Here is a 23,232-nt window from a genome sequence, read left to right as displayed (position 1 = left end):
GCGACGCCGGTAAATACTCCCTCGAAAACCCATTCAACGATGCCAGCACATTCGTTTAACCGCGTAATTAATCACGACTGGGCAATACAGAAAAAAACAATATTATTCAATACGTTGAATATTAACTGTCATCTATGTATTACCTTTTAAAGCACTCGATACTACTTAGTTTATTCATTTATCTGTAGGACATTAACTACACGCACCGCAGACTCTAACTATTCAAGCGTTTCGCCTAAAGACGTACTTAATAAGTTTATTCCCCATTCATGAAATCGCCATTTAACGGTCAAATAAAGGATGGTAGCGCCGGAACGGATTGTGGGTCGTGACGCTCCTTCAGAAGCAGCTCTCGCCTGCCGGCACCGCTCGTCAGAAGATTTTGCATCTCTCATAAGATATATCTTAAGTTGTATCGAAATCAGACAAGAGAACATCATCATGAGAGACCCTCATCACCACCGAGACCACGGTGAGCGCCACGATGGCTTTGAAAAGCGCGCCGGCCGCGAACGCGGTGGGCGTGGCCCGCGTGTCTTCGCACCGGGTGACCTGAAACTGCTGCTGCCGGCGCTGATTGCCGAGCAGCCGTGCCACGGCTATGACTTGATCCGCCGCATCGAAACCCTGTTCGACGGCGCCTACAGCCCCAGCCCCGGGGTGATCTACCCCACGCTGACCTTCCTGGAAGAAAGCGAATTGATCGCCGGCGACGCCGAAGGTGGAAAAAAACGCTACACAATCACCGAGGCCGGTCGTCTCTTCCTAAGCGAACAGGCAGTGGCTCTCGACGGCATTCGCCTGCGCATGGACGTGAGCAAACGCTCGCTGCGCGGCCATGACCGCCCAGCGGAAATCCACGAGGCCGTGCATAACCTGCGCCATGCCTTGCATTCGCACCACGGGCGCTGGAGCCCGGAAGAAATCGTTCGTGTCGCGGCGCTGCTCAACGGCGCCGCCCAAGCCATTGCCGACGGGACAGCTCAATGAATACGCAAGCCATCCACCGCGTGACCCACGAAATCAAACGCCGCCGCCTCGAAGTCGTGCGGGTAGTCGACCTCACCCCGCGCATGCGCCGCATCACCCTGGGCGGCCCGGAACTGGCGGGCTTTATCAGCCTGGGCAGTGACGATCACATCAAGCTGCTGTTCCCGCAGAACGCTGCCGAACAAGCGGCGCTGGAAAGCCCGACCTTCAACATCAAGGGCGACGGCCCGCAACCGGCGATGCGCGACTACACGCCACGGCGCTTCGACCTGGACATCGGCGAGCTGGACATCGACTTCGTGCTGCACGGCGACGGCCCCGCCTCCACCTGGGCAGAACAGGCCACGGTCGGCCAGCACCTGTACATCGGCGGGCCACGGGGCTCGATGATCGTGCCGGATATGTTCGACAGCTATTTGCTGATCGGCGATGAGACGGCGATCCCGGCCATTGCTCGGCGCCTGGAAGAATTGCCGGCCGGGCGCAAGGTGCTGGCGGTGATCGAAATCGCCAATGCGGCGGAACGGCAGGCACTGGCAAGTGCTGCCGATGTGGAGGTGAAATGGGTCGTGCGCGGCCAGGACGACCTGCTCGACACCGTGCAGAAACTGACGCTGCCGAGCGGTTCGTTGTACAGCTTTGTCGCCACCGAAACCAGGCTGTCGCGCCAGGTACGCCGGGTGCTGCTGGACACCCACAAGGTCAATGAGGCGTTCCTCAAGGCGGTGGGTTACTGGCGTGCGGAAGGCAGCGAAGAGGAGTAAGCCTCAACAAGGACACCGCTGCCGCTGACAACCCCAGCGGCAGGCGCGTATCGAACGACGAGGCAGTACCTTTGCAGGTGATGGTGATCCCACCGTCCGGGCATGAATAGGTGAGCCGGCGGTTGCTGCGGTGGATCGTGTCGGCGGATCGGTACCTATTGCTCTTTGGTGCACATTGCCGAATGTTGATATCGATCGGGTTGTTATGTTGATCGTGCAGGTTAAATTCGGGGTGATTTCAAGGTCCTGTCCAGGCCGACCGCCGCCAGGGCAACCAGCACGAACCCCAGCAGGATCCCCCCGGCATTCACAAACACATGTGGATAACCCAGGGTGCCGACATCGATGAACGGGTACTGGTACTGCCCGAGCAAATCCCCACGCAGCAGCACATAGCCGAAGTACACCAACGGGTAGATGACCCACAGGCCAATGTGCTTGAGGCGCAACTGGCCCTTGGGCACGCAGCGCCACCAGTACAGCACGAACAGCAGCGGCATCACGTCGTGCAGCAGCTCATCGGCGATCCATTGAAAACCTTCGGGCTGCCACAGATGCCGCAGCAACAGGCTGTAGGCCAGGCCCACCACCACGATGCTGACGGCGATGCCGCTGCTGACACCGGGGGTGAGGAAAAACCGCCTGGCTGCAGAATCGCGCTTCACCCACGCATAGCTCAGCACCACCGCTGCCAGGGTATTGGTCAGCACCGTGAAGAAACTGAAGAAGTTGATCAACCCACCGAGCAGGCTGGCGCCGGACTCCCAGCGCGAATAGAAAATCAGGTATTGCTGAATCGCCAGGCCCACCCAACCGGTCAGCGCCGCTGCCGCCACATACCGCTTCATGAGGTCAATCCAGCGGGCGTTTGGTGCGCATCAGCTTGACGTACAAGCCTTCGACCTTCTCCCGCGCCCATGGGGTCTTGCGCAGGAAGGTCAGGCTCGACTTGATGCTCGGGTCGCTCTTGAAGCAACGGATATCAATGCGTTCGGCCAGGCCTGCCCATTCGTAGTGTTCCACCAGGGTGGTGAGGACGTGTTGCAGGGTCACGCCGTGGAGGGGGTCGTTGTTTGTCGCGGTCATGCCGGGCCTATGAAAAAGTGTTCACGAAGGCGCACACCTTATCACTCCGCCCTGGCAGGTAAAAAAAGTTCCCGCCCTCGGCAAAAAAGAGATGTTATATTGTAACTATACGTCTCAAGTCTTTTCGTCGTTTTGCCAAGGAATGTCCGATGTCCCTCTCCTCCCTGTGGCGCTTGTCGCCGCTCGCCGCCGCCCTGCTGATCAGCTCGGAAGCCCACGCCCTGGAACTGCAACCCCAAGTCATCACCGGCAACCCGCTGGGCAGCGAGCAACTCGCCTCGCCGACCACCGTGCTGGAGGGTGATGAGCTGACCCTGCAACAAAAAGGCAGCCTCGGCGAAACCCTGAACAAGCAGCCGGGCGTGTCGTCTTCGTACTTTGGCCCGGGCGCCAGCCGGCCGATCATCCGTGGCCAGGACGGCGACCGCATTCGTATCCTGCGCAATGGCGTGGGGGCGTTGGATGCCTCGTCACTGTCCTACGACCATGCGGTACCGCTGGACCCGGTGAATGTCGAACGCATTGAAATCGTACGCGGCCCGGCAGCGCTGTTGTATGGCGGCAGCGCCATCGGTGGCGTGGTCAACACCTTCGACAACCGCATCCCCACCGAAGCCATCGAGGGCATCCACGGCGCCGGTGAACTGCGTTACGGCGGCGCCGACACCACGCGCAGCAGTGCGGGCAAGCTGGAAGCCGGCAATGGCACCTTCGCCTTGCACCTGGATGCCAACGCGCGGGAATTCAACGACCTGAAAATCCCCGGCCAGGCCCGCAGCCGCCACGCCCCGGACAGCGATGACGCACCCGGCAGGAACGGCCGCCTGGGCAACAGCGACGGGCGCCAGGACGGCGGCGCGGTAGGCGGCTCCTACACCTGGGACGACGGTTACGCCGGGCTGTCCTACAGCAACTACGACAGCAACTACGGCTCCCCGGCCGAGCAGGATGTGCGCATCCGCATGCAGCAGGATCACTACGGGTTCGCGTCCGAAATCCGCAACCTGCAAGGCCCGTTTACCTCGGTCAAGGTCGACGCCGGCTACACCGACTACGAGCACCGCGAAATCGAAGGCGGCGAAACCGGTACGGTCTTCAAGAACAAGGGCTACGAAGCCCGCGTCGAAGCCCGTCACCAGCCGCTCGGCCCATTCGACGGCGTGGTCGGTGCGCAGGTGACGCGCAACGAGTTCTCGGCCTTGGGCGAAGAAGCCTTCGTGCCGCAGACCGATACCAACGCCGGCGCGCTGTTTATCCTCGAAGAAATGCAAGCCACCGACCGCCTGAAACTCAGCCTCGGCGGGCGCCTGGAACACACCCGCGTCGACCCCGACGCCAAGGGCAACGAACGCTTCGCCGGCGCCGACAGGAGCAACCACTTCACCGCCGGCAGCCTGTCGTCGGGCGCGGTGTATACCCTCACGCCGATCTGGTCCGTGGCCGCGACCCTGGGCTACACCGAGCGCGCACCGACCTTCTACGAGCTGTACGCCAACGGTGCCCACGTCGCCACCGGCACCTATGAGTTGGGCGACGCCAACCTGAAGAAAGAGAAAGCCGTGTCCAGCGACCTGGCCCTGCGCTTTGACACCGGCACCCACAAGGGCAGCTTCGGCGTGTTCTACAGCCACTTCTCCAATTACATCGGTTTGCTGGGCACCGGTCGTACGCTGAACGACGAAGGCGAAGAAGACGCTGGCGGAATCCCCGAGTACGAATACTCCGGTGTGCGCGCACGTTTCGCCGGCTTCGAGGCCCAGGATCACTGGAAGCTCGGCGAAGGCGCCTACGGCAAGTTCGCGCTGGAGCTGTCAGGCGACTACACCCGCGCCACCAACCTGGACACCGGCGAAGCCTTGCCACGCATCGCGCCGCTGCGCTTGAACAGCGGCCTGCTGTGGGAACTGGACCGCTGGCAGGCGCGCATCGACGTCGAGCACGCGGCCGGGCAAGGGCGTGTGCCGGATAACGAGAGCGGTACCGATGGCTACACCACCCTGGGCGCGAGCGCGGGCTATCGCTTCAATCTCGGCGGCAGCCAATGGCTGGCGTTTGTGAACGGTGAAAACCTGACCAACCAGACCGTGCGCTACGCCAGCTCGATCCTGCGTGATATCGCGCCGGCACCGGGGCGCAGCGTGCAATTGGGCATCCGCACCACCTTCTAAACACACTGAAATGCCCCTGTGGGAGGAGGCTTACCCCCTCCCACCGTTATTGGGCAGCGACGATCTGTCACTGTTACCAAATCTGAAATGATGCATCTTGCGATTCGTGCTTTCTCTTGGTGCGCCAGCGCTTTATCCTTGTCGGCAATAACCTGAAACGTTTCACTCCCCCGGCCGACCCCACTTTGCTGATTATTCCTACCCGCCAAGACAGCGCTGTCTTACGCCGACCTGCGCACGGGAATAAATCTCCCACCTGTGGATAAGTCCGTTATCCACAGAAAAACGTAATTAACGCTGAACCAAGCCCGTGTCGAATCGTCATCTACAGTGAAGAAACACGGGGATACATAATTCCAACGTAACGGAGAAACACAACTATGAGCACTGACGGTGCTTCACGTCCAAGCCGCCTGCTGCCGAGGCTGCTAGGCGTCTTGCTGCTGATCATGGGCCTGGCCTTGCTGGCCGGCGGCGTCAAGCTGAGCCTGCTCGGCGGGTCGCTGTACTACCTGCTGGCCGGTATCGGCATCACCCTGACCGGCCTGCTGCTGCTGGCCACCCGCCGCGCCGCGCTGGGCCTGTACGCGCTGGTGCTGTTCGCCAGCACCGTATGGGCCCTGTGGGAAGTCGGCCTGGATTGGTGGCAGCTGGTGCCGCGCCTGGCGCTGCTGTTCGCCCTGGGCATCGTCATGCTGCTCCCGTGGTTTCGCCGTCCGTTGCTGCGCGGCCAACCTGCCCCGCTGGGCACTGGCGCGCTGAGCGTGGCCGTGGTGCTGGCCGGTGCAACCGCCCTGGCCAGCCAATTCACCAACCCCGGTGAAATGGTCAAGACCGGCCAACTGGACCGCGACGCGGTACCGGGCATGGCCAGCGCTGCACCGTCCCAGGCCGATGGCGACTGGAACTCCTACGGCCGCTCGGCCTACGGTGATCGTTACTCGCCGTTGGCGCAGATCACTCCGGAAAACGCGCACAAGCTGGTACCGGCGTGGACCTATCGCACCGGCGACATCCCCGGCCCGAACGATCCAGGCGAAACCACCGCGGAAAACACCCCGCTGAAAGTCAACGGCATGCTCTACGTGTGCACGCCCCACAGCCAGGTGATTGCGCTGGACCCGGACACCGGCAAGGAAATCTGGCGCTTCGATCCGAAGATCAGCAGCCAGGGTGCCGAGAACTTCAAGGGTTGGGCGCACATGACCTGCCGTGGCGTGTCGTATCACGATGACGCCGCCTACGCTTCCGAGCAGAGCCCGACCGGCAGCGCCAGCCCGGCCGCCGCGCCGAATGCCTGCCCGAAACGCATCTTCGTGCCGACCGCCGACACCCGCCTGATCGCCCTGAACGCCGACACCGGCAAGATGTGCGAAGACTTCGGTGACAAAGGCCAGGTCGACCTGCGTGCCAACATCGGCAGCTTCGCCCCAGGCGGTTACTACTCCACTTCGCCACCGGCCGTGACCAAAAACCTGGTGGTGATCGGTGGCCACGTCACCGATAACGTCTCCACCGACGAGCCCAGCGGCGTGATCCGCGCGTTCGACGTGCACACCGGCAAGCTGGTGTGGAACTGGGACAGCGGCAACCCGGACGACACCACCCCGTTGGCCGAAGGCAAGACCTACACCCGCAACTCGCCGAACATGTGGTCCATGTTCGCCGTGGATGAAAAACTCGGCATGCTCTACCTGCCGATGGGCAACCAGATGCCCGACCAGTACGGCGGCGACCGTACCGACGATTCCGAGAAATACGCTGCGGGCCTGACTGCCCTGGACATCGACAGCGGCCACGTGAAGTGGACCTTCCAGTTCACTCACCATGACCTGTGGGACATGGACGTCGGCGGCCAGCCGTCGCTGATCGACATCAAGACCGAAGCCGGCGTGAAGCAAGCGGTGATGGCGTCGACCAAGCAAGGCAGCATCTACGTGCTGGACCGCGCCACCGGCCAGCCGGTGGTGCCGATCCACGAAGTGGCCGTGCCCCAGGGCGCTGTCGCGGGCGACCGTACTTCCCCGACCCAGCCGAAGTCCGAGCTGAACTTCATGCCACCGCCCCTCAAGGAGCGTGACATGTGGGGCGTGACGCCGTTCGACCAGATGCTGTGCCGCATCGATTTCAAATCCATGCGCTACGACGGTCCGTTCACCCCGCCATCGCTGCAAGGTTCGATCGTTTACCCAGGTAACTTCGGCGTGTTCGACTGGGGTGGCATTTCCGTCGACCCGGTACGCCAGATCGCCTTCGTGAACCCGAGCTACATGGCGTTCAAATCCAAGCTGATCCCGGCGGCCGACATCGCCAAGCAAGGCCCGCGCGTCAGCGAAACCCAGGGCGTGCAGCCGAACAAAGGCGCGCCGTACGGCGTGATCCTCGAAGCACTGCTGTCGCCCCTGGGCCTGCCGTGCCAGGCACCGGCGTGGGGTTACGTGGCCGCGGTCGACCTGACCACCCACCAGACTATCTGGATGCACAAGAACGGTACCGTGCGTGACAGCTCGCCGGTGCCGGTTCCCCTGACCATGGGCGTACCGAGCCTGGGCGGCACCTTCACCACCGCCGGTGGCGTGTCGTTCCTCAGCGGTACCCTCGACCAGTACCTGCGGGCCTATGACGTGAAAAACGGCAAGCAGTTGTGGGAAGGCCGCCTGCCCGCCGGCGCGCAAACCACCCCGATGACCTACACCGGCAAGGACGGCAAGCAGTACGTGCTGGTCATGGCGGGTGGTCATGGTTCCCTGGGGACCAAGCAGGGTGACTACGTGATGGCGTTCAAACTGCCGGATTAAGCTTTATCGGCGGCAAAACCAAGGCGGCTACCCTCACAGGTAGCCGCCTTTTTTGTGCCTTCCATAGCAGCTGCGGATTTGCGCGGTGTTGGATTATGCGGTGCTTCAGAGCGGCTTGCGTTCTCGCCGCATCCACATCTCGAACGCCATGGCATTGAGCGGCCGGCTGATCAGGTAGCCCTGGGCCGTATCGCAGTTCCACTGCTTGAGCAGCTTGAGGCTGGGCTCGAATTCCACGCCTTCGGCCACAACCTTGAGCCCCAGGTTGTGGCTCATTTCGATGGTCGAACGCACGATCACGCCGTCGCCGCTGGTGCTGTCGAGGTTGCGCACGAAGGATTGGTCGATCTTCAACTCCTGCACCGGCAGGCGCTGCAGTTGCGCCAGGGAGGAATAGCCGGTGCCGAAGTCATCCACCGACAGGCTGATGCCGCAGCCGCGCAGTTGCTCCAGCACGCTCAAGGCTTGCTGCGGGTTGTGCATGATCGCGCTTTCGGTGATTTCGAAAATCAGTTGCCGGGCCGCCACGCCGTACTGCATCAGCAAGGTGCTGACGCGGATCGCCAGGTCGTCATCGGCCAGGTCATCCACCGAGATGTTCACCGACAACTGAATGTGCATGCCGCGCTGCGACCACTCGCCGATCTGGCGGATGGCTTCTTCGATCACCCACAGGGTCAGGCCGCCCATGCTGCCGGTGCGCTCGGCCAGGGGGATGAACTCGGCGGGCGACACCAGCCCCAGGGTGGGATGCTGCCAGCGCAGCAGGGCTTCGGCCTGGCACACCTCGCCATGCTTGAGGTCGAGCTTGGGCTGGTAGCACAGGTACAATTCGCCTTCGACGACGGCCCGGCGCAGGTCGCGGATCAGGGTGATCTGGCGCTGGTGGGCGAGGTCGCGGTCCTGCTGGTAGATCTGCAGATAGCCCGGCAGCGTCGCCGCATCGTGGCGTGCGATGGCGGCGCGACTGATCAACTCTTCCACCTGCTGGCCATCGGCGGGGTAGGCGGCGATGCCGATGCTGACCTCGTGGCGCACTTCATCATTGCCGATGCGCTGGGGCTCGGTAAGCAGCGCGTAGAGGCGGTCGGCACGGGCCACGGCGCGGTCGATCTCGGTGTTTTCCAGCAACAGCAAGAACTCGCTGCCGGTGATGCGCGCCGCCGTGTCGCTGGCCAGCAGGCTCATGGACAGGCAGCGGCTGGCTTCGCGCAGCATTTCATCCACGCCCTCGGGACCGAAGCCCTCGTTGATCACCCGGTAGTTCTCGATGCCCAGGTACAGCAGCACTACCGGCCGCCGGGCACTGATCGCACTGCCCAGGCGTTCCATGGCCAGGGCTCGGTTAGGCAGGCCAGTGAGCGGATCATGCAGGGCGTTATGGGCCAGTTGCCGTTCGCGCACGGCGATGCCGCTTTGCATGGCGTTGAAGGCGCGGGCCAGCAAACCGAACTCATCGTGGCTGCGCACCCGCACCGGCGTGCGGTAATCACCGGCGCCGATGCGCCCCGCCGCCTCCACGAGGGCGTTGAGCGGGCGCGACACCCGCCGCGCCAGGAACAACGCGCCGGCCAACGACACCAGCAGCACCGCCAGGGCAATCCCGAGAAACTGCCGGTCCAGCGGCGCAAAGGATTCCAGCGCATGGTCCAGCGGGCTTTGCAGCAATACGCGCACGTCATCGCCGTCGCCGGTATTGGCCAATGGAAGCACGCGGCTGAGCACGCGCTGACCGTGGAACCCATGGATCTGTGCCTCAGGGTTGAGCGGAGCGTCGTGCAGCAGGCTGAGGGCGGTGGCCCGGTACGCGTCGGGCTGGGTGCTGAACAGCGGGCCGGGCGTGCCGTCCTGCACACAGAGAAACGACACTTCCAGGTTGCTCATGGAGCGCAGTTCATAGGCGAACAGTTGGTCCATGGCAAAGCCCATCACGATGCGCGCGATGGGCAACGGGTCGCGCACTTCATCCTGCACCAGCAGGTAAGGCCGCCCGTCCAGGGCCACGATCACCATGTGCAGGCCATTGCGCCGCGCATGGCGCAAGGCGGCGTCATAGGGGAACGGCTGGCCGCGGGTGAGGATAGGAAGTGTGCTGACCATGACCTTGCCATCCAGGCCCAGCACAAACACTTCGCTGGAACGGATGCCGGTGCCGTGGCGCCGCAGTGCCGCCAGGATCGGCGCAGGCTTGCCCTCGGCCACGGCCAGCTTGAACGGACCATCGCCGGCGAGCCAGTCGAGCCCGTATTGCAGGCGCCGCCCGCGCAGGTCCAGCAGACGCTCGAATACCTGGGTTCCGGTTTTCAGTTGGACTTGTGCCTGGTTCTCCACGGCACGGCGGGTGGCGCTCTTGACGGCGAAATAGGTCGCGGCGACCACCACCAGCAGCAACAGCGCCAACACCCCGGCAATGCGGGTTTGAAAGGTATGGCGCCATGTCATGGCAGTGCCCTCCGGCAGCGTTCGCCGCTCGCTGCCGCTGCGTCCCTTAGTCATGTGCATTCCTTGCGCTCTGACCCGCCGTCAAAAAAACATCCATTCAGACTGGAAATTTGGTTTTAGCAGATTAGCTGGGACAGAGCAGAAGCGCACCGAATAAAACCGGGGATTTTACTGTCATTTTATTGGCGACAACCGCTTGACCATACCTCCCTGTCAGCTGCGCGCGCGCATGAAGTCCCCCCAACGCCGCACCAGATAGTTGTGCTCATCCATGACCGAGTTCCACACCGCAATATGCCCCATGCGCTGCTCATAGGAGCCGCCATCGCGCACCTCGCCGATATCGATCAACGGCAACCCATCACTGCCGAGCAGCTCCTCCCGTGCAGGCTTGCCGGCGTACCAGTAATCCCACTCGGCACTGCTCAGGTGATCACGGCTGCGCGCCGGGTTGCCGATGTAGTAACCCTGGCGCGCCATCACCGCGCCCGGCCAGCCGGACAACCACCAATTGAGGTACGCGTAGGCCGCGTCCAGCACCGGCCCCTGGGCATGGCGCGACAATGACAAGCCGCCGAACCAGGCGCGATAGCCTTCGCGGGGGACCGCCAGGCGGTATTTCACCCCGGCGCGGTGCAGGCGCATCAGGGTTGGCGACCACAGGCTCTGAATATCGATGCTCGGGCTGAGCATCAGTTGCGCGGCCTCTTCATCGTCGGACCAGAACGCGGCGAAATGCCCTTCCTTCTGCTTGCGCACCAGAATATCGGCGAGCACGTCGATCTCTTCGATGCTCATATTGCCGATGTCGTTGAAGCGCGCCAGCCCCGCGCCCTGCACCGCCAGCGCAGCATCCAGCGCGCCGATGGCAGCATCGCTCTGCAGCGCCGTGCGGGCGCGCCAGGCCGGGTCCAGCAGCCAGCCCCAGCTTTCGTTACCGTGGCAAAAACCCTCGGGCAGGCGCTCGGGGCGGTAGGCGAAGCTGTCGGCATTGTGGGTCAGGGGCAGCATGCTGATGCGCTCGGTGACGGTGCTGCCGAGGCTGCCGTCGTGCTGCACGAACAGGCGCTCGCTGGGCACGCTGCCGCTGCCCAGGCGGTCGTTGGGCGACAGCCGACCACGCTTGGGCAGGTCGTTGATCTCGTGCCACAGCGCGATGCGCCGCGTGTCGATGGGCTGGATCGCCCGGGCCGGCCACACGAAGTCGACGTTGTGAAACCATTGGTCGTACAGGTCATAGCTGTCGGGCTGCATCACTGCGATGCGCTGGGCCTGCTCCACATCGTGCACCTGGTACACCAGGCGAATCCCCAGTTCCTGTTCGGCGCGCACCCGCAGGCATTCGAGCAAAGTGACCGAGGTGCCGAGCACCCGTAAGGTGATCATCCGGCGAACCGCCGTGAGAACACCTCAAAGGAACGCCGCAGCAACGTTGGGTCGAGACCGCGCAGGATAAACACCAGGCGCGATTGCCGCTCGGTGCCTGGCCACGCAGGCAGATGGACCGGGGCATGCAGGCAATGCTGCACGCCATGAATGACGATGGGGGCGTTACTGGCGTTCACGTTGAGCAGTCCTTTGACGCGAAGGATTCGTTCGCCGTGGCATCTTAACAGCATCGACAACCACACCCCGAAGCCGACCCAGTCCAGCGGCCGGTCGAAGGTCATACTGCACACCTGGGCCGTACCGTGGGTGGCGCTGGTGGTCTGGTGCAATTGCCAGCGGCTGACTTCCAGGGCGGGTTCGGCACTGCGCAGGCCTTCGCCGAGCAACAGTTGGTCGCCACTGTGGATGGCGTGGGTATCGAGGACCGGCGTACCGGCGTTGAGCGCTTGCAGGTGCGCACGCAGCGGTTCGCAGTCATCCACAAGATCAGTCTTGCTCAGCAGCAAACGGTCTGCCGCCGCGACCTGGGCCAGCCATTCCGGGTGCAGGCGTTCCTGCAACGCGGCGTGGCTGGCGTCGACCAGCGTCACCACCAGGCCGATATGAAAACGCCCGCGCAGTTGCACGTCGTTGTTCAAGGTGGCGAGGATCGGGGCCGGGTCGGCCAGGCCGGTGGTCTCGAGGATCACCCGTTTGAACGCAGGAATTTCGCCACGCTCGCGGCGTTGCAAGAGGCCGAGCAACGCGTCCTTGAGCTCGCCACGGATGGAGCAGCAAATGCAGCCGCTGGGCAGCAGCACAGTGTCCGGCGCGACCTCTTCCACCAGCAGATGGTCGATGCCGATATCGCCGAACTCGTTGATCAGCAACGCGGTATCGCCCAGGCTTTCGCCTTGCAGCAGGCGCTGGAGCAAGGTGGTCTTGCCGCTGCCGAGGAAGCCGGTGATGACATTCAGGGGCATGCTCATGGCGCTGACTCCAAGTGATCGAGCAGACGCGGATCAAGGGGGTCCAGCGGCCGGCCGAGCATGGTTTCAGCTGCCTGCCACAGTTGATCCAAGCCGCTCGCCAGTGCCTGTTTACCGGTGGCGCCCACCAGCAGATAAGACGCACCCTGGAAGTCTTCGACCTTGAGCCGGAACACCGCCAGCACCTGGTTGATCGCGGCGATACGGCGCAGGCGTTCGCGGCGCCGGGGCAGTTCATCACCCAAGGGGTCGCTCCAGTGCAGGTCTTCGCCGAGCAATCCGCAGAGTCCGCACATGGCTACACCCCGCTCATGGCATGACATCGCCGGAGTTCGGGCCCAGCGTCTGGCCGACGAACAGGTTGCCGCCCGGTTCACTGGCCAGCAGCACGGCGGTGGGCGCCACCTCGTCCGCCAGGCCGAAGCGTCCCAAGGGCAATTCAGCGGCCTTGGCGCGCTTCCAATCGTCGCTGATACCGCCCACTAACGGCGTCTCGATCGGCCCGGGGGCGATGGCGTTGACCAGCACATTGTCCTTGGCCACTTCCAGGGCCAGGGACTTGGTAAAACCGATGACCCCGGCCTTGGCGGCCGCGTAGTGGGTGAGTTCGGCGCCGCCCTTGATGCCCAGTTGCGACGCCACGTTGATGATCCGCCCCCAACGCTGCGCCAACATATGCGGCAAGGCGCGCTGGCTGGCGACGAACACACTGGTGAGGTCGACGCGCAGCATGTCGTTCCACATCTCGATGGACAGGTCGACGCAACGCGCCTGGGTGAGCATCCCGGCATTGTTGACCAGGATATCGATGCCGCCGAAATGTTCGACGCAACGGTCGACACTGGCCTGGGCGCCTTCGACCGTGCCCACATCGGCCACGCACTCGACCACTTCGGCGCCCAGGTGGCGGCAGGCGGTCGCAGTTTCGGCGAGGCTGGCGGCGTGGCGGTCGGCCAATAGCAGACGCGCGCCTTCAACGGCATAGGCGCGGGCGATGGCGGCACCGATGCCGCTGCCGGCGCCGGTGATCACGGCCCGGCGGTTGGTCAGTTGGTTCATGCAAAAACTCCTGAAAAATTTTACTTCCAATGTGGGAGGGGGCTTGCCCCCTCCCACATTTGGATTGAGTACATCAGTCAGTCAGGCCAGCGCACGGTGAGGCCGCCGTCGATGACGATGCTCTGCCCGGTCAAATAACTCGACGCTTCACTGGTCAAGAACTGCACCAGCGACGCCACTTCATCCGCGCGCCCTACCCGCCCCAACGGAATCGCTCGCGCCGCTTTTGCCAGACCTTCCGGCCCCAGCGAGTTCTTCGCATCCAGCGACTGCGGCGTCTCGATCAACCCCGGGATTACCGCATTGCAGCGGATGCCCAGGGGCGCCAGTTCCACCGCCAGCGAACGGCACAACCCCGGCACACCGGCCTTGGCCGCCGCGTAATGGCTGTGGTCCTGCCAGCCATACACGCCGCCGGCAATCGAGGAGATCGCCACCAGCGCGCCGCCTTCGTTCATATGCCGCGTCGCCGCGCGGAAGGTGCGCATCACCCCGGTCAGGTCGACATTGAGCATCTCGTTCCATAGCTCGTCGGTCATTTCCAGCAGCGGCGCACGGCGCAGCAAACCGGCGTTGGCCACCGCGTAATCCAGCCGGCCGAAATGCTGTACCGCCTGCTCGGCGAGGGCGTCCACCGAGTCGGTATCGCCCACGTCCAGCGGCAACATCAGGCACTCGCCCCCCGCCTCTTCCACCCACGACACGGTGGTGCCCGGGTCGTGGGGATCGGCCGGGTAATACCCGCCCACCACCGCCACGCCGCTGCGGGCATAGGCCACGGCGAGGGCTTGGCCGATGCCACTGGCGGCACCGGTAATCAGGGCAACTTTACGGCTCATCACATTCTCCTTACTGAACGGTTTCCGGACGCACATGGCGGGCGGCAAACATCAGGGCGCCGGACAAGAAGCATGGCAGCGCGCCGAACCACAGCGCGGCGGTCTGCCAGTCACTGCCGGCGGACAACACCTGGGTCGCACCAAAGCCCGCGACCACGGCACCAATCGGGCCCATGGCATGGATGATCGCGCCGCCGGTGGCGCGGATGCTGGTGGGAAAGCTTTCACTGATAAAGAACAGTGCCGCCGAGTACGGCCCGATCAGGAAGAACAGGCCCAGGCTGTACAGCCCGACCACCATCGGCATATTGCTCGGGCCAAACAGCATGCCGGCAAACGCCAGGCCGCCAAGCATCCAACCCAGGCCGATCACATTGCGGCGGCCGATCTTGTCGCCCATCCAGCCGTGGCTGAGGTAGCCGCAGTAACCCACCAGGTTGGACAGCACGAGGATGATCAGCGAGTTCTCGAACGAGATGTGGTGCACGCTGACGATCACCGAGGTGCCGAGCACACTGAACACCTGGATCGCTGCCCAGTTGAGCAGCAGCGCAGCGCCGATCACCAGGGTGGCGCGACGGGCCGGGCCACGGAAGGCCGCCTTGAGGCCGGCCTTGCTGTGTTCGTCGTAGTCCACGCCGTAGGTCACGGCAACGTTTTGTGCTTCTTTCACCGCGCCGCTTTTACGCAGTTGGCTGATGCGCTGGTGGATCTGGAACTGCGGGCTCTCCTTGAGCTTGCGCGCCATGATCGCGATGACGATGGCCGGGATCGCGGCGAAGATAAAGCAACCCTGCCAGCCGATGATCGGCAGCAACAGCGCGGTCAAGCCGGCGGCGATCAACGCACCGACCGGCCAGCCGCCCTGCACCAGGCTGTAGATGAAGCCGCGGCGCTTGGTCAGGCGCGGGTCTTCCGAGGCGCCATACAGCTCGGTCAAATAGGTGGCGTTGACGGTTTCTTCGGCATACCCCAGGCCGCCCAGCGAACGGATCAGGATCAGCGGCGACTTGCCCCACGCGCCGCCAATGGCGGTCAGCGCCGAGCACAGGGCGGAACCGGCCACGGTGAAAATAATCCCTTTGCGCCGCCCCAGCTTGTCGACGATCGGCCCGATGGCCAAGGCGACCACGGCGGTACCCACCGCCACCCAGGTCGCGATTTCAGCCTGCTCCACTTCACCCCAGCCGAAGTGTCGGCCGATCTCCGGCAGCAAGGTGCCGAACAGGATGAAGTCGTACACCGCAAACACCCAGGCGAAAAACGCGATCCAGGTGGCGAAGCGCACTTCCTGGGACGTCAGTTGCCGGGGTTTCCAGCCAGTCAGGTCAAGCTTGTTGTAGATGGACATAATCGCGCCTCGGGAGGTGGGGGCTGCTTGGGTTGGGATCAGGTACGCGGTTGGCGGCGGATAAAGTCGTCGGCGATTTCGTCGAAGGTGACAAAACGCACGCCGGCATGGCTCTGGATGTGTTCGATCAAGCGCTCGAGCATCAGCAGCACTTGCGGGCGGCCGGACACGTCGGGGTGGATGGTCATGGTGAACACCGCGTGTTCGTGCTCGCGGTAGACCCAGTCGAACTGGTCGCGCCACATCTCCTCGAGGTGGCGCGGGTTGACGAAGCCGTGGCTGTTGGGGGCTTTCTTGATGAACATCATCGGCGGCAGGTCGTCGAGGTACCAGTTGGCCGGGATCTCCACCAGATCGGTTTCTTCGCCGCGCACCAGGGGTTTCATCCAGGTGTCGGGGTGCTGGCTGTAGTCGATCTTGGTCCAGCTGTCGCCCTTGCGTACGTAGTAGGGGTGGAAGTCGTTGTGCATCAGGCTGTGGTCGTACTTGATGCCTTTTTTCAGCAACAGCTCGTTGGTGACCTTGCTGAATTCCCACCACGGCGCGACGTAGCCGGTGGGGCGTTTGCCGGTGACTTGGGTGATCAACTCGATGGATTTATCGAGAACGATTTCTTCCTGCTCGGCGGTCATCGCAATCGGGTTTTCGTGGCTGTAGCCATGCACGCCGATTTCGTGGCCGGCGTCGGCCACGGCCTTCATCTGCTCGGGGAAGGTTTCCATCGAGTGGCCGGGGATAAACCAGGTGGTGCGCAGGCCGTAGCGTTCGAACAGTTTGAGCAGGCGCGGCGCGCCGACTTCACCGGCGAACAGGCCGCGGGAGATGTCGTCGGGCGAGTCTTCGCCGCCGTAGGAACCGAGCCAGCCGGCGACGGCGTCGACGTCGACGCCAAATGCACAGAGGATGTCTTTAGCCATGGTGTTTCTCCTTAAAGGTTGAGGACGGATTCGACGGACAAGGCCGCGCGCAACAGCCGCGCATCTTCTCCGCTCGGGGCGCTGAGCAGCAGCCCGGTGGGCAGGCCCTGGGCATCGCGGCCGCTGGGTAAGCTGATGCCCGGCATGTCGAGAAAACTGCCGGGCATGGTCAGGCGCAGGGTGGCGAGGTTGGTTTTGACGAACAGTTCGTCGTCGGCTTCAAGCGGTGCCAATGCCGGGGCGACATGGGCGACGGTGGGGGTGATCAGGATCGCGCCGTCGAGGTCATCGAGCAGTTGCTGTTGCAGGCGGCGGCGTGCGTCGGTCAGGTGGATCAACTGGCTGGCCGGCAATGTGCGCGCGGCTTCAAGGCGGCGGCGCACGCGGGGGTCGAGGTGCTCGGCGTCAGCACTGTCGAGCAGGGCCTGGTGCAGGGCGAAGGCTTCGAACGCGCCGAGCCAGCCTTGGTGCTTGATCAGCTCCAGGGTGGCCTGGAACGGGGTGCTGTCACGCTCTTCAATCAGCGCACCTTCGGCCTTCAGTCGCTCAACGGCACGCAGCAGGTTGTTGCGCACCGCAGGCTCCACGTCGGCCAGCACCCCCTGTTCCAACACAAAACGCTGCCCTTTCAGACGGCGGGCACTGTGCTGCCGGGCACGGCCATGGAGCAGGTCGTCGATGGCCAAGGCATCGCGCACGCTGCGGGTCAACGGGCCAAGGCTGTCGAGGGAACGGGCCAGGGGAAACACACCGTCGCGGCTGTAGCGTCGGCTGCTGCTGCGGTACCCCACCAGGCCGTTGAGCGCTGCCGGAATGCGGATGGAGCCTGCAGTGTCGGTGCCCATGGCGATCGGCACGATACCGGCCGCGACCGCCACCGCCGAACCGGACGACGAGCCGCCGGGAATACGCGCCTGGTCGGTGCCATGGGGATTGTGCGGCGTGCCGAAATGCGGGTTCAGGCCCAAACCGGAATAGGCGAGTTCGCTGAGGTTGGTCTTGCCGACACTGACCATCCCGGCACGGCACAACAGGCCCACGCTGGGGGCGTCCAGCAACGCGGCGGGCGCAGTGCGGCGGTAGGCGGCACCAGCGGTGGTGATGCTGCCGGCCACATCGAACAGGTCTTTCCAGGCCAGGGGCACGCCATCGAACAGGCTCAAGGGCTGGCCGGCACGCCACCGGGCGGCGGACGCTTCGGCTTCACGGCGGGCGCGTTCGGCGGTCAGGGCAATAAATACGCTGGTCGAGCGGCTCGCTTGATCGAGTGCCTGCTCAAGGGCTTGCACCGGGTCGCTGCGACCGCTGGCGAAATCCTCGGCCAGTGAAGTGGCGTCTGACATCAGGGGAAACCTCATAAAACGTACATATTAATAAAATGTACATTTTATAAAGGCAGCTTTCGTGCCAGTCTCTGCGTAGCGCTCTTGGCGCGATTACGCATTCTTACCCATAGCTACGGGATAGATGGTGTTGATCGATGGAAAAAAATCGTGCGCCACGCTTGCGAAGCGCCTTCAATGAAATAATGTATCTTTTATTAATAAGTACATTTTGGTGCAGAAAAGTAACATTCCTACGTTCAAGGCCCCAAAAAAGTGCCACCGACGTGGCGCAGAGTGACAGGCGCAACTTATGAGAGAATCCCCGGCCATCGTCCTACATGCCTTTGAGAAATCGATGAAAGCAGTGTCCGCCTCGGCCTCCCGTTACGCGATGATTCACCAGGTGTTGCGCGACGCGATCGTCAATGGCACCGCGCGCCATGGCCTGGTATTGCTCGAAGCGCCCCTGGCCGAGCTGTTCGGCACCAGCCGCGTGCCGGTGCGCAAGGCGCTGGACCTGCTGCACGCTGAGGGCTTGATCTGCCGCTTCAACGGCCGGGGTTACCTGATCAACCCAGAAGGCCTGGCCATGGAGCCGCTGCGCCTGCCCCTGAGCCATGCGCACCTGGGCCTCAATGGCGAGGCCGAACTGGTGGACACCCGGCCGTTGGGCGAGCGCATCGTCGAGGAAATCGGCGCGGCGCTGTCCACCTGTATCGCCTTCGGCCATTACCGCCTGGATGAGCAGGCCGCCGCCGACCACTACGGCGTCAGCCGCGCGGTGGTGCGTGAAGCGCTGATGCGCCTGCGCGACCGTGGCCTGGTGGAAAAAGAGCCCTATTCCCAATGGCTGGCGGGGCCCCTTACCGCGCGGGAAGTCACCGAAGATTACGAACTGCGCGCCTGCCTGGAACCCGAAGCCCTGCGCCAGAGTGCCCCGAACCTCGACCGCGACATGCTGGAAGCCATGCTGCAGCGCGTGCTGGATGCCCAGGACAGCCCCCAGTGCAGCCTGGAAGCCATCGAGCAGATCGAAGAGGATTTGCACCAGCGCTGCCTGGCCGGCCTGCAGAACCGCAAGATTGCCGCGCTGATTCGCCAGGGCCAGAGCCCGATGATCATCAGCCGGATTTTTTACCGATTGCTGGGGATCGGCGCTGATCCGGCGATGCTTGCCGAACATCGCTTGATTCTGGAGCTGCTGCTGCATGGCGCATTCGATGCGGCGGCGTTGAACCTGCGCGAGCACTTGCAACGGGCGCGGCAGCGGATGTTGCAGCGCTTGAAAGTCCTGTCGGTGCTGCCAGAGCAGCCACTCCCCGCCTACCTTCACAAAATCAGCTGATCCCATGCGGGAGGGTCGCCGCAGTAATTTCCTGCAATATGTTGCTATCTCACCCCCACCATTGAAACCACTGCTGCCCCGCCCCATCTAAGCTGCATACTTCCTTATGCAGGTGCCCCATGAGCGACCAGCAAGAATTCCCTGATTACGACCTCAACGATTACGCCGACCCCGAAAACGCTGAAACCCCTTCGTCCAATACCGGCCTGGCCCTGCCTGGGCAAAACCTGCCGGACAAGGTCTACATCATCCCGATCCACAATCGGCCGTTCTTCCCGGCGCAAGTGCTGCCGGTGATCGTCAACGAAGAGCCGTGGGCCGAGACCCTGGAGCTGGTGAGCAAATCCGACCATCACTCCCTGGCCTTGTTCTTCATGGACACGCCGCCCGAAGACCCGCGCCATTTCGACACCTCGAGCCTGCCGCTGTACGGCACCCTGGTGAAGGTGCACCACGCCAGCCGCGAGAACGGCAAGCTGCAATTCGTCGCCCAGGGCCTGACCCGCGTGCGCATCAAGACCTGGCTCAAGCACCACCGCCCACCGTACCTGGTCGAAGTGGAATACCCGCACCAGCCGAGCGAGCCGACCGACGAGGTCAAGGCCTACGGCATGGCGCTGATCAATGCGATCAAGGAACTGCTGCCGCTCAACCCGCTGTACAGCGAAGAGCTGAAGAACTACCTCAACCGCTTCAGCCCCAACGACCCGTCGCCCCTCACCGACTTCGCCGCCGCGCTGACCTCGGCCACCGGGAACGAGCTGCAGGAAGTGCTGGACTGCGTGCCGATGCTCAAGCGCATGGAAAAAGTCCTGCCGATGCTGCGCAAGGAGGTGGAAGTCGCGCGCCTGCAAAAAGAACTCTCCGCCGAGGTGAACCGCAAGATCGGCGAGCACCAGCGCGAGTTCTTCCTCAAGGAACAGCTCAAGGTCATCCAGCAGGAACTGGGCCTGACCAAGGACGACCGCAGCGCCGACGTCGAGCAGTTCGAGCAACGCCTGGAAGGCAAGGTGCTGCCGGCCCAGGCGAAAAAACGTATCGATGAAGAACTGAACAAACTGTCGATCCTCGAAACCGGCTCGCCGGAATACGCCGTCACGCGCAATTACCTGGACTGGGCCACCTCGGTGCCCTGGGGCGTGTATGGCGAGGACAAACTCGACCTCAAACACGCACGCAAGGTGCTGGACAAGCACCATGCCGGCCTGGATGACATCAAGAGCCGCATCCTCGAGTTCCTCGCGGTGGGCGCCTATAAAGGCGAGGTCGCCGGCTCCATCGTGCTGCTGGTGGGCCCGCCGGGCGTGGGCAAGACCAGCGTGGGCAAGTCCATCGCCGAGTCCCTCGGGCGGCCGTTCTATCGCTTCAGCGTCGGCGGCATGCGCGACGAGGCCGAGATCAAGGGCCATCGCCGCACCTACATCGGCGCCCTGCCGGGCAAGCTGGTGCAGGCGCTCAAGGATGTGGAAGTGATGAACCCGGTGATCATGCTCGACGAGATCGACAAGATGGGCCAGAGCTTCCAGGGCGACCCGGCTTCGGCACTCCTGGAAACCCTCGACCCGGAGCAGAACGTCGAATTCCTCGACCACTACCTCGACCTGCGCCTGGACCTGTCCAAGGTGCTGTTCGTGTGCACCGCCAACACCCTGGACTCGATCCCCGGCCCGCTGCTGGACCGTATGGAAGTGATTCGCCTGTCGGGCTATATCACCGAAGAAAAAGTCGCCATCGCCAAACGCCACCTGTGGCCAAAGCAGCTGGAAAAAGCCGGCGTGTCGAAAAACAGCCTGAGCATCAGTGACGGCGCCCTGCGTGCACTGATCGACGGGTACGCCCGTGAAGCCGGGGTGCGCCAGCTGGAGAAACAGCTGGGCAAACTGGTGCGCAAGGCGGTGGTCAAGCTGCTGGATGAGCCGAACTCGGTGATCAAGATCGGCAACAAGGACCTGGAAAGCTCCCTCGGCATGCCGGTATTCCGCAACGAGCAGGTACTGTCGGGTACCGGCGTGATCACCGGCCTGGCCTGGACCAGCATGGGTGGCGCGACCCTGCCGATCGAGGCGACCCGTATCCACACCCTCAATCGCGGCTTCAAGCTCACCGGGCAGTTGGGTGAGGTGATGAAAGAGTCCGCCGAAATCGCCTACAGCTACATCAGCTCCAACCTGAAGTCGTTTGGTGGCGATCCGAAGTTCTTCGACGAAGCCTTCGTGCACTTGCACGTACCGGAAGGCGCCACGCCGAAGGACGGCCCGAGCGCCGGGGTGACCATGGCCAGCGCGCTGCTGTCCCTGGCGCGCAACCAGGCGCCGAAAAAAGGCGTGGCCATGACCGGCGAACTGACGTTGACCGGGCATGTGCTGCCAATTGGCGGCGTGCGCGAGAAGGTGATTGCGGCGCGGCGCCAGAAGATCCACGAGCTGATTCTGCCGGAGCCGAACCGTGGCAGTTTTGAAGAGTTGCCGGAGTACCTGAAGGAAGGCATGACGGTGCACTTTGCCAAGCGCTTTGCGGATGTGGCGAAGGTGTTGTTCTGATAGCACGCTAGCGCCTGAACTGGCCTCATCGCCCCCCCCTCCCACACTTGAATGTGTTCACACATCAACATGTGGGAGGGGGCTTGCCCCCGATGGCGTGAGTGGCCGCAACCTGTATCCTGCTTGTAACACCCTGTCTTATCTTCGGTTATGCTCGGTCTTCGTCGCCAAACAACGGAGCCCCCATGACCGCTGCCCGCCTGCTTCTCCCCCTGAGCCTTTGCCTGCTCGCCGCCTGTGCCAGTGCGCCGAAGCAAAACGTCACCGTGGACAACCAGAGCGCCTGCCCGCTGCAACTCAAGACCGGGCAAAACCTGATCCTCACCCTGCCGAGCAACCCCACCACCGGCTACCGCTGGGCCATCCAGGATTCCGCCGGCGGCGTATTGCGGGCCCTGGGCCCCGAGGTGTACAGCAGCTCGGAATCCGGTGTGATCGGCGGCGGTGGCCAGTCCACCTGGCGCTTCCAGGCATTCGCAGCCGGCCAGGGGCGGTTGCGCCTGACCTCCCAGCAACCCTGGGAACCGGAAGCCGAGCCCGCCGAGACCTTCGACTGCGCCATTACGGTGAACTGATATGCCATGGCTGATTCTTGCGTTGATGGGCGCCGGCACCTTTATCTACGGCCTGAGCACCCATGCCACGTTGCTGTGCCTGCTGGTCAAGCCGCTGCCGGTCCTGGCGCTGCTGGGCTGGCTGCATGACGCGCCGCCGACCGAGTATCGACGCTGGATCAGCCTCGGGCTGATTTTCTCCCTGGTCGGCGATGTATTGCTGGCCTGGCCGGGCGACCTGTTTATCTTCGGCCTTGGCGCCTTTCTGTTTGCCCACCTGGCCTACCTCAAAGCCTATTGCAGCGACTGCCGCCGTCTGGCGCTGCTGCCGTTGGTATTGGCGCTGGGCGTGGGCGCGATCCTGCTGGGCATCCTGATTTCCCACGGCCTTGGTGAATTGCTGATACCGGTGGTGGTTTACGCACTGGTGATCAGCGCCATGCTCTGGCGCGCGCTGGCACGCGTGGGCAGCGATGTGCCGAAACGCTCGGCGCTGCTGGCGGCGGCGGGCGCGGTGTCGTTTGTGTTTTCCGACACGCTGATCGGTATCAATCGGTTTGTGCTGTCGTTCGACGCCGCGCCGTATTTGTTGATCGTCACCTACTGGCTCGGACAGTGGGGCATCACCGCCTCGGCTTTCCATCAGACAACCCGCGCACACGAGGGCCAACTTGGCTAAAATGCCGGCCTTTCCCCC

At 63.4% G+C, this 23,232-nt stretch carries 19 protein-coding genes and 1 pseudogene; 8 read left to right on the top strand and 12 right to left on the bottom strand.

Annotated features, from left to right (window positions below; genetic code table 11):
* Positions 1–441: 441 nt before the first annotated feature.
* Together BLQ09_RS08830 and BLQ09_RS08825 are read left to right on the top strand one after the other, a co-directional pair.
* Positions 442–990: a PadR family transcriptional regulator gene (locus BLQ09_RS08830; RefSeq protein WP_027604637.1), complete on the top strand. Its 549-nt coding sequence runs from the start codon at positions 442–444 to the stop codon at positions 988–990.
* Entirely contained in the window at positions 987–1,754 is a 768-nt protein-coding gene (locus tag BLQ09_RS08825; protein ID WP_092356270.1) for a siderophore-interacting protein, read from the top strand. Before BLQ09_RS08830 ends, BLQ09_RS08825 begins: the two co-directional genes overlap by 4 nt.
* Before the next feature lie 40 nt (positions 1,755–1,794).
* On the opposite strand, the pseudogene BLQ09_RS31485 reads toward BLQ09_RS08825, so the two are convergent.
* The 3 genes and pseudogenes from BLQ09_RS31485 to BLQ09_RS08815 all read right to left on the bottom strand — a co-directional run.
* Positions 1,795–1,976 (bottom strand): annotated as a pseudogene (locus BLQ09_RS31485) (fimbrial protein); the annotation flags it as partial.
* Positions 1,976–2,602: a Pr6Pr family membrane protein gene (locus tag BLQ09_RS08820; protein ID WP_027604639.1), complete on the bottom strand. Its 627-nt coding sequence runs from the start codon at positions 2,600–2,602 to the stop codon at positions 1,976–1,978. The pseudogene BLQ09_RS31485 and the gene BLQ09_RS08820, both read right to left, overlap by 1 nt.
* Before the next feature lie 4 nt (positions 2,603–2,606).
* A complete protein-coding gene (locus tag BLQ09_RS08815; RefSeq protein WP_027604640.1) occupies positions 2,607–2,840 on the bottom strand; it encodes a VF530 family protein in 234 nt (77 codons plus the stop codon).
* Positions 2,841–2,989: 149 nt separating this feature from the next.
* On the opposite strand from BLQ09_RS08815, the gene BLQ09_RS08810 reads away from it, so the two are divergent.
* Both BLQ09_RS08810 and BLQ09_RS08805 read left to right on the top strand, forming a co-directional pair.
* Entirely contained in the window at positions 2,990–5,008 is a 2,019-nt protein-coding gene (locus BLQ09_RS08810) for a TonB-dependent receptor (RefSeq protein ID WP_092356267.1), read from the top strand.
* 380 nt (positions 5,009–5,388) lie between these two features.
* Positions 5,389–7,806: a glucose/quinate/shikimate family membrane-bound PQQ-dependent dehydrogenase gene (locus BLQ09_RS08805; RefSeq protein WP_092356264.1), complete on the top strand. Its 2,418-nt coding sequence runs from the start codon at positions 5,389–5,391 to the stop codon at positions 7,804–7,806.
* Positions 7,807–7,911: 105 nt separating this feature from the next.
* Here the strand turns inward: BLQ09_RS08805 and BLQ09_RS08800 are convergent, their stop codons facing one another.
* From BLQ09_RS08800 to BLQ09_RS08760, 9 genes are all read right to left on the bottom strand, one after another.
* Entirely contained in the window at positions 7,912–10,248 is a 2,337-nt protein-coding gene (locus BLQ09_RS08800; RefSeq protein ID WP_092356261.1) for a putative bifunctional diguanylate cyclase/phosphodiesterase, read from the bottom strand.
* 213 nt (positions 10,249–10,461) lie between these two features.
* The gene (locus BLQ09_RS08795; RefSeq protein ID WP_065926582.1) at positions 10,462–11,634 is read right to left on the bottom strand and encodes an ABC transporter substrate-binding protein; all 1,173 of its coding nucleotides are present in this window, start codon (positions 11,632–11,634) and stop codon (positions 10,462–10,464) included.
* Positions 11,631–12,605: a CobW family GTP-binding protein gene (locus tag BLQ09_RS08790; RefSeq protein ID WP_092356258.1), complete on the bottom strand. Its 975-nt coding sequence runs from the start codon at positions 12,603–12,605 to the stop codon at positions 11,631–11,633. The genes BLQ09_RS08795 and BLQ09_RS08790 overlap by 4 nt, the downstream gene beginning before the upstream one ends.
* Positions 12,602–12,901 carry a hypothetical protein gene (locus BLQ09_RS08785; protein ID WP_092356256.1) on the bottom strand — a complete coding sequence of 100 codons (300 nt, stop codon included), beginning with the start codon at positions 12,899–12,901 and terminating at the stop codon, positions 12,602–12,604. Before BLQ09_RS08785 ends, BLQ09_RS08790 begins: the two co-directional genes overlap by 4 nt.
* A gap of 13 nt (positions 12,902–12,914) precedes the next feature.
* Positions 12,915–13,664, bottom strand: coding sequence for an SDR family NAD(P)-dependent oxidoreductase (locus BLQ09_RS08780; protein WP_027604647.1), 750 nt, complete (start codon positions 13,662–13,664; stop codon positions 12,915–12,917).
* Between the two features lie 77 nt (positions 13,665–13,741).
* The gene (locus tag BLQ09_RS08775; protein ID WP_027604648.1) at positions 13,742–14,503 is read right to left on the bottom strand and encodes an SDR family NAD(P)-dependent oxidoreductase; all 762 of its coding nucleotides are present in this window, start codon (positions 14,501–14,503) and stop codon (positions 13,742–13,744) included.
* 10 nt (positions 14,504–14,513) lie between these two features.
* Positions 14,514–15,854: an MFS transporter gene (locus BLQ09_RS08770; RefSeq protein ID WP_027604649.1), complete on the bottom strand. Its 1,341-nt coding sequence runs from the start codon at positions 15,852–15,854 to the stop codon at positions 14,514–14,516.
* A gap of 38 nt (positions 15,855–15,892) precedes the next feature.
* Positions 15,893–16,771 carry a polysaccharide deacetylase family protein gene (locus BLQ09_RS08765; RefSeq protein WP_010212857.1) on the bottom strand — a complete coding sequence of 293 codons (879 nt, stop codon included), beginning with the start codon at positions 16,769–16,771 and terminating at the stop codon, positions 15,893–15,895.
* An 11-nt stretch (positions 16,772–16,782) separates the two neighbouring features.
* The gene (locus BLQ09_RS08760) at positions 16,783–18,114 is read right to left on the bottom strand and encodes an amidase (protein WP_092356253.1); all 1,332 of its coding nucleotides are present in this window, start codon (positions 18,112–18,114) and stop codon (positions 16,783–16,785) included.
* A gap of 337 nt (positions 18,115–18,451) precedes the next feature.
* Here BLQ09_RS08760 and BLQ09_RS08755 point away from each other — a divergent pair, with 337 nt between their 5' ends.
* The 4 genes from BLQ09_RS08755 to BLQ09_RS08740 all read left to right on the top strand — a co-directional run bounded on the left by BLQ09_RS08755 (position 18,452) and on the right by BLQ09_RS08740 (position 23,214).
* A complete protein-coding gene (locus tag BLQ09_RS08755; RefSeq protein ID WP_027604651.1) occupies positions 18,452–19,441 on the top strand; it encodes a GntR family transcriptional regulator in 990 nt (329 codons plus the stop codon).
* A gap of 119 nt (positions 19,442–19,560) precedes the next feature.
* Entirely contained in the window at positions 19,561–21,981 is a 2,421-nt protein-coding gene (lon, locus tag BLQ09_RS08750) for an endopeptidase La (protein WP_027604652.1), read from the top strand.
* 185 nt (positions 21,982–22,166) lie between these two features.
* The gene (locus BLQ09_RS08745) at positions 22,167–22,556 is read left to right on the top strand and encodes a protease inhibitor I42 family protein (RefSeq protein WP_092356250.1); all 390 of its coding nucleotides are present in this window, start codon (positions 22,167–22,169) and stop codon (positions 22,554–22,556) included.
* A gap of 1 nt (position 22,557) precedes the next feature.
* Positions 22,558–23,214 (top strand): lysoplasmalogenase, encoded by a 657-nt coding sequence (locus BLQ09_RS08740; protein WP_092356247.1) that lies wholly within the window; start codon positions 22,558–22,560, stop codon positions 23,212–23,214.
* The last annotated feature ends 18 nt before the right edge of the window (positions 23,215–23,232 follow it).

This window comes from Pseudomonas sp. NFACC25, assembly GCF_900100935.1.
GTDB lineage: Bacteria > Pseudomonadota > Gammaproteobacteria > Pseudomonadales > Pseudomonadaceae > Aquipseudomonas > Aquipseudomonas marginalis.
This window is presented reverse-complemented; position numbering and strand designations above follow the sequence as displayed.